This is a genomic window from Desulfotomaculum sp., from assembly GCA_003513005.1.
Taxonomy (GTDB): domain Bacteria; phylum Bacillota; class Desulfotomaculia; order Desulfotomaculales; family Nap2-2B; genus 46-80.
The window spans coordinates 86,380-93,443 of the sequence record DOTD01000072.1; the positions used below are offsets into that span (position 1 = coordinate 86,380).

Sequence of the window (7,064 nt, forward strand, 5' to 3'; positions counted from 1 at the left end):
GGCAATGGCTCCGCCCGGAAGCGGGCCGACCGGTAATTGCTCCGTGCTTGTTTGGCCGGAAGCTTTATAATTTCTACTGCGGCCAGTTGTTGATAGAATAGCGTGTATAAAAAGTATTTTTTAGAGTTATACCGGCAGGAGATAATAAAAAAGTAATGAATTAAAACTTAAAACCATTTTTTAAGAAAGTGATCATCTATGCAAAGCTATCACAGGTCACAGAAAGCAGTATTTTTCGATATCGGTTCAACCCTTGTTGAAGGACCGGAAATATCGCCGGCGAAATATATTACGCGCCTTTTGGGACTGCCGGCCGGGGAATCGTCCCGCCTGGGCCGGTTGATCATGTGCAGGGAATTTAATGGATGGGAGGAACTATGCTGTACTCTGGAAGAATACTTTTGTTCCCTGACCAGCCAACAGGCGGCTGAGATAGCACTGCTTTGGGAAGGGCAGGAAACTGCGGCGTCGGAAATAAACGAAGCTACGGCAGTTGTCGCCCGTTTCGCCGGGGGGGGATATCAGGTTGGTCTGGTGTCAAATATCTGGGCGCCCTACTACCGTTCATTTTTGAATGCCTGTCCTGAGATAGCCAGGATTTCAGGCTGTGCAGCCTTAAGCTTTCAGGCGGGAAAGAAGAAGCCCTCTTTTGCTTTGCTGAAAAAGGGCTTGTCTGTTTTGGGAGCGGATCCGCAGCGTTCTATTATGATTGGCGATACATACCTTGAAGACATCCTTCCTGCAATAGAATTGGGGCTTAAGACCGTCTGGGTGCTCTGCCGTCCGGAGCGCGAAAAAAGAGCGGTTGAGCAGGTTCAAAAGGGTAACTGGCCTCCTCCGGACCTTACTGTTTCCGGGATAAATGAGCTGTTAAAAACAGATCTGGCTTTTTTTGATAGACATCATGCTGCTGAAACTAGCGCCGGCTGCAAGGATAAAAATTCATCAATAAAAGAAGGTCAATGCCTTAAGCGCCAAGTTTACTGAGTCCGAGGCGAACATGAGCACGTAAGCAGTTGACTCCCTAATACAAATTATTTTAAGAGTTGAGGCGATCTCCAATAAAGATTTTAAAAGTAAAGCACCATACCAGTGAAGAACTAATCAAGAAACTCCGCCAGATTACAATGCTGACCGACCCGGGGATGCATATATACAAAGATGTATATATTTCCCTGGAAAAAATAAAGACCGACTTTCTGTCGCCAGCGCAGAATTACGTGCTTACCGGTGAACTTCAAAAGGTGAGGGAATTAAAGTGGCAGCTGAAAGAGCACAAACTCGACCTGTTTGCCTTAAACGGCTATGTGTCTCTGTATATGGACGGTTTCAAGGATCCTGTAGATCTGCTCCCGCCGGTGATTGAAGAGTCAGTCGAAAAAGACGGTTCCGTATTTAACATTGTCTGTGACGGAATGCACAGGGTTTTTCTCGCCCGGCTTGAGTGGATCGTGCCCCAGGTGATTTTTATCCGGGGTATCCCAAAAGACAACCCCTACTACTCTTTTCCCGTTCCCGGCGGGTGGGAGAAGGTGTTCATTACGGAAGACCTCCCCGAGGGCATAATCAAAAAATGGCACCGGATCAGGGAATATAAATCGCTATACAGAAATTTCAACTCCGCCTTTGAGAATGTCGGCGGTCCAAGAGGACGCTTTTCAGCGAATATTTCAGGTTAATAATACATGGGGACGGTTCTTGTGTATTAATCAGCGGGTTTCTGGAAGAGATAGGACATCTGTTGATATTATCAAAAAGAAAAACGCAGGATGAAAAAGAAGCTAAAAAATAAGGAGCAAATTCGTAAACAGACACACGAGAACCATCCCCTTGTGTTCCAACTGGCTAAATCTGAAATGCACCTGTTGCGGGGAGTGGAATTTACCGGAGAATAGGGTGGCTTATTAATGAGTTTGAGTGAAGTAAGAAAGAAAAAGGGTATTGCCGCTCAGAAGATGGCGGAAAGGGTGGGCATAACAACTGCCGAACTTATTCAAATCGAACAGGGCAAACGCAAACCGCGCCTTTGCATGGCGCAGATCTGGGCAAATGCCTTAAACCTTACTTTTGAGGAATTCTCGCGGCATTATTATGAAATTGCCGATCCTGCCCAGCTTGCCGACTACAAAGAAGAAGAGTAAGAAGGAGCAAAAAGGAGCAAAGAGGAGCAATAAGGAGCAATAAGGAGCAAAGAGGAGTAAAAAGGAGCAAAGAGGAGTAAAAAGGAGCAAAGAGGAGTAAATATGGTTATCGCAGCTTTAACGGGCAGTATCGCATCCGGAAAAAGTACTGTTGCAGGGTTTTTTAAGGAACTGGGCGCATACATAATAGACTTCGATGCGCTGGGCCACGAGTTAATGAAGCCCGGCCAGAAAACCTGGCGGAAACTTGTTGATTACTTCGGCGCCGGAATATTGAACGAGGACCAGACTATTGACAGGATAAGACTTTCCTCAATAGTTTTTGACTCCTCCATGGAATTGGGCAGACTGAACGAAATGATCCATCCGGAAATTTTAAAAGAAAGTGAAAGAATTACAGAGGAGATATTACACGATGATCCCAGCGCCGTCATCATCAAGGACGTGCCCCTGCTTTCTGAATCCTTTGCAAAAAACATGGCAAATTATGTCATCGTAGCCTGGTCAAGCGAGGATTCGCAGATCAAGAGGCTTTCGGAAAGGGGCTTGGACGAGTTCGAGGCAAAAAAAAGGATTCAAGCACAGCCTCCCCTGAACGAGAAGCTGAAGTTTGCGGACTTTGTCATTTATACTGACCTGACAATTGAAGACACAAAAAAACAGGTTGCCCAGGTTTTTAAAATACTCCGGAACCCGACTTAGCGCGGATCTTTTCGTTTGCTTCTTCCAATGTGCCGTAGCCGTGCATTTTAACCATAGCCAGCAGGATTACCACAGCCCCGTTGATTCCCTTTGACTTCAGCCTCAGGCAGTTTTGATAATAAAGATCCAGTGTCTTCCTGGAATAGGTAAGCAGTTCACCCCGGATGTAGGTCTCCATTGAGGTTGACGTACTACTGTCCTGTGAACTGTATATCGGCCTGCCTCTTCCGACAATATCCGGGTATTTATTCATGGCTTCCTTCTGCCACTCAACTTCTATAGCAACTATCCTATTGACCAGCAGAATGGTTTCCCGATCCAATTCGGGCAGCAGGTGTTTTATCTCAAAGTATCTCAGAGGCAGGGTCGACTGCATCATCCGGGCGTATTTTTCGGCTAAAAGGTTTCGATTGCTGACAGCGGCTTCATCAAGATCGTTAAGGTAACTTTCCAGAGCCTCAGTCGACCAGCCGGCGAACTGGCTGGCGCGCATTATCTTAAAGGTTTTCGGATTGTCCTGGCATGATGCCCTGCCGTACATGTCCTTGACATTTTGGAACATCTCAAATTCCTTGCCGACGATCTTTAAAATTAATTCCTTTCTTTCAGCCACCGGTATCCCCCCTTTTAAACGTTTATTAATTTATAGTATGAATCGTTTCGTGTAAAAAGCAAGCCCGAAATATGAATAGTCAATTTTAATTTTTGGCTTTAAAAGAATGTTTTTTTACAGAAACAAAATCACCATCTTAGGTGATGTTTTTAGACGCTGTGATGATTTACTGATTTAATTAACTTTTAAACAAAGAGAGGGGAGATGCCTGAAACGAAAAGATTAGTGACCGGTACAATTGATCGCCTACAGAGGAATTACTTTAGTAAGGGGATGAGATTTAATGGAAAAGTTTATGGAATGGTATGAAAACAGACATGACTATGCCCGTCAATGGAAAGAGAAAAACGGCGGCAAGGTAATCGGTTTCTTCTGTACCTATGTTCCGGAAGAAATTCTTTATGCGGCTGACATACTGCCGGTCAGGGTACTGGGAAGCCATCAACCCCAGAATGTCACCGAGCCGCACATTTTTGGCATGTACTGCCCCTTTTGCCGGGACGTTCTGGCGCAGGGGCTGCAGGGAAGGTATGAATATTTAGGAAGCAAGGGGGAAGCAAGGGGACGTACATTTTGCTTCCTTGTTAGACATCTGACTGCAAAAAAATACAAAAATTCATCAATGAAGGAGGGCAATGCCTTAAGTGCGATTTTGAGCCTTGGAACATGAGCACGTAGGCAGTTGACCGTTGACCTCACTGATGAACATCAATTTTTAGACAAGGGAAAGGTTGTTTCCTTCTTGATGAACGACAAATGCGCAGCCGGAACAGGACGGGGCATGGAAGTTTTTGCCGATCTGATGGGCGTTTCTATTGAGGAAGTAGGAAATCGTTCCCTTCAGGTGGATGAAGAGCCCGAACCTGTCAGCAGCGCCTGCGTGGTATTCGCGAAGTCGGAAGCTGTAGGACTGCTTCGATCCGGCTGGTCGACCGAGAAAGTGCTGGCGGCGTGCTGCTCGGCAATGGCTCACAGGATCAGGTCACTATTGGAGCGCAACGGGATTGAGCCGGATCTCGGAATCACCGGTGGTATTGCCAAGAATTCGGGTGTGGTCACCCGTCTGGAAAAAGAACTGAATATGAAATTCCTGACACCCAAACATGATACCAGGGATCTATATTCCAAGTTTGTGTTCCCACCCCGACTTGGTCCCTGCGGGAATATGCGGCATTTGCGCTGTAGAAATAGAGGGAAAAGAAGAGCTTGTCCAGGCGTGCGAAACAAAAGTGACCCCCGGTATGAATATATTTTCCAAAACAAAAAGGGTTCTTGATTACAGAAAAGATAAACTGGGAGAAATTTTGGCGTTTCATCCGCATGCCTGCCTCACCTGCGCACAGCGGGAAGGCTGCAGCAGGACACAGTGCTCCAGCAACGTGAAGGAAGACGAGCGCTGCTGTGTCAGGCTGGGAAATTGTGAACTTCAAAAGGCAGCCGAATACGTCGGGATTAAGCAGGATATACCGGGATATATACCGGCCAATCTGCCTGTTTTTGAAGATCACCCCCTGTTTACCCGGGATTATAATCTTTGTATCGGCTGCCAGCGCTGTGTGCGGATATGCAGGGACGTACGCGGCGTGGAAGCGCTGAAAATAATTGAATTGGACAATGGATGTAAAATTGCGTCATCCATAGAACTGACCCTGGAAGACTCGGGATGCCGTTTTTGCACTGCCTGTGTGGAAGTATGCCCGACTGGCGCCCTTCGGGATAAGGAAACCAAAAAAGGGAGAAAGGAAGAAATACTTCTTCCCTGCCGCAGCGGCTGTCCGGCAAATGTGGATATTCCCCGTTACGTCAGGCTGATTGCCCAGGAAAAATTTGCCGAGGCCAACGCAGTGATCAGAGAAACTGTTCCCCTTCCGGCTTCGCTGGGCAGGGTTTGCTTCCACCCTTGCGAGGATAATTGCCGGAGGGGGCAGATTGACCAGGAGATATCAATCTGCCGGCTGAAAAGATTTGTATCCGATGAAGACCTGGGCTGGTGGCGGGAACAACTAAAACCCGTAGATTCAAGCGGGAAAAAGGTGGCGGTAATCGGATCGGGCCCGGCCGGGTTGACAGCGGCATACTTCCTGGCCCGCAAAGGCTACGCGGTTACTGTGCTGGAAGCCCTTGAGGAGCAGGGAGGCATGCTGCGCACGGGAATTCCCGCTTACAGGCTGCCCAAAGATGTTCTGGCAAAAGAGATTCAAGAAATAAAAGACTGCGGTGTGAAAATTGAAACTGGTGTAAAAGTTGCCGATTCCTCAGCTCTGCTGAAGCAGGGCTATGACGCAGTACTGGTCGCCACGGGCAATCCCCTGGCTGCTTCCTTGAGGGTTCAGGGTGAAGACCTGGAAGGCGTGATTCTCGGTCTGGACTTTTTACGCAGGGTCAATTTGGGCGAGACAGTTCCCCTGGGAGAAAAGGTTGCCGTTATCGGAGGCGGCAATGTCGCTGTCGACACGGCCAGGGTTGCCCTTCGCCTGGGGGCGCGCAATGTTGAAATGTACTGTCTGGAAAATGAGCAGGAGATGCCTGCCTGGCCGGAGGAAGTTGAAATGGCCGGAAAAGAAGGAGTCACTGTTCACTTCCGGAAAGGCGTTGCCTCAATTAGCGGTGACAAAAAGGCAAGTGGGTTTTTTAGCATAGAAGTAGCCTCGTTTTTTGATGAATACGAAAAGTTTAACCCTGAATATATACCTGGCACGGAGGAGCCTGTCCAGGCTGACAATATTCTCGTGTCAATCGGCCAAAGATCTGAAACGTCTGTGCTGCCGGGAGCGGTCGAAATAAAGTCGGGAACCACTCCTGTGGCAGGTATATTTGCAGCGGGTGATGTGGCGACCGGTCCTTCCTCCGTAATCAAGGCTATCGCCCACACCCGCAATGTCGTTTCCGAAATTGACAGGTTTCTCGGCGGGGACGGGGATATCAAAGAGGCGCTGGTCCCTGTTACTCCCGTAAATCCATACATAGGGAAGGATGATGATTTCCTTAAAAGGAAGCGCCACGGTATAATGGCCAGGTTGTGGCGCCCTGTTCAGCCAGGGGAATGCTGCCCTTCCGGTGAGTCGCTAAGCATGAAGTTTTTTGAAACCGGGCTCGGCCTTGATGAATTTATGGCGGTGGACGAGGCGGCCCGCTGCCTGCAATGTGACTTAAGGTTTGCAATCTCACCCGCAGAACTTCCCCCGGCGGAAGATCTGCTTGGCTTTGACGCCGAAAACATAGCCTCGGCGCCGGATGTCGAAGGGGTTTACCAACTCTTCGACGATCATAAAGAAGTTATGGCCATCGCCGGAACATCTAACTTGAGGCAGGCGCTGGTGGAGAAAATGGAAGACGGATCGAACGCGCAGTTCTTCATTTATGAAGAGGAGCCCATGTACACCAAGCGGGAAAGTGAATTGCTGCAGATGTATTTGCAGGAACATGGAAAGCTGCCCTCGGGCAGCGACGATGATGACCTGTTTTAGTTGACTGAAGTAAAACCGGGTAAGATTTCTGTCTTGTCGCCGGTATGTGATATTATGTTATGTAATGTTACGGAGCATTAAAAATATGAGATATATAATTTCCTTATTAACACTACAGTGATGAGTATTAAAGCTCTTTGA

The 7,064-nt window shown here is 47.8% G+C and carries 6 protein-coding genes and 2 pseudogenes; 7 read left to right on the forward strand and 1 reads right to left on the reverse strand.

Going from position 1 to position 7,064, the window contains the following annotated elements; translation table 11 throughout:
* Nucleotides 1-198 precede the first annotated feature (198 nt).
* The 4 genes from DEH07_09145 to DEH07_09160 all read left to right on the forward strand — a co-directional run bounded on the left by DEH07_09145 (nucleotide 199) and on the right by DEH07_09160 (nucleotide 2,843).
* The gene (locus DEH07_09145; protein HBY04665.1) at nucleotides 199-987 is read left to right on the forward strand and encodes a hypothetical protein; all 789 of its coding nucleotides are present in this window, start codon (nucleotides 199-201) and stop codon (nucleotides 985-987) included.
* 74 nt (nucleotides 988-1,061) lie between these two features.
* A complete protein-coding gene (locus DEH07_09150) occupies nucleotides 1,062-1,679 on the forward strand; it encodes a hypothetical protein (protein HBY04666.1) in 618 nt (205 codons plus the stop codon).
* A 228-nt stretch (nucleotides 1,680-1,907) separates the two neighbouring features.
* On the forward strand, nucleotides 1,908-2,141 hold the full coding sequence (locus DEH07_09155; protein HBY04667.1) for a hypothetical protein: 234 nt from the start codon (nucleotides 1,908-1,910) through the stop codon (nucleotides 2,139-2,141).
* Nucleotides 2,142-2,243: 102 nt separating this feature from the next.
* The gene (locus DEH07_09160) at nucleotides 2,244-2,843 is read left to right on the forward strand and encodes a dephospho-CoA kinase (GenBank protein ID HBY04668.1); all 600 of its coding nucleotides are present in this window, start codon (nucleotides 2,244-2,246) and stop codon (nucleotides 2,841-2,843) included.
* Here DEH07_09160 and DEH07_09165 read toward each other — a convergent pair.
* Nucleotides 2,818-3,456 carry a DUF4125 domain-containing protein gene (locus DEH07_09165; GenBank protein HBY04669.1) on the reverse strand — a complete coding sequence of 213 codons (639 nt, stop codon included), beginning with the start codon at nucleotides 3,454-3,456 and terminating at the stop codon, nucleotides 2,818-2,820. The two genes, DEH07_09160 and DEH07_09165, sit on opposite strands and share 26 nt — an antisense overlap.
* A gap of 283 nt (nucleotides 3,457-3,739) precedes the next feature.
* Here DEH07_09165 and DEH07_09170 point away from each other — a divergent pair.
* The 3 genes and pseudogenes from DEH07_09170 (at nucleotide 3,740) to DEH07_09180 (ending at nucleotide 6,923) form a co-directional block, all read left to right on the forward strand.
* Nucleotides 3,740-3,997, forward strand: a pseudogene (locus DEH07_09170) (benzoyl-CoA reductase).
* Nucleotides 3,998-4,201: 204 nt separating this feature from the next.
* Nucleotides 4,202-4,570 (forward strand): annotated as a pseudogene (locus DEH07_09175) (benzoyl-CoA reductase, bzd-type, subunit Q).
* The gene (locus DEH07_09180; protein HBY04670.1) at nucleotides 4,560-6,923 is read left to right on the forward strand and encodes a BzdV protein; all 2,364 of its coding nucleotides are present in this window, start codon (nucleotides 4,560-4,562) and stop codon (nucleotides 6,921-6,923) included. The pseudogene DEH07_09175 and the gene DEH07_09180 overlap by 11 nt, the downstream one beginning before the upstream one ends.
* Nucleotides 6,924-7,064 lie beyond the last annotated feature (141 nt).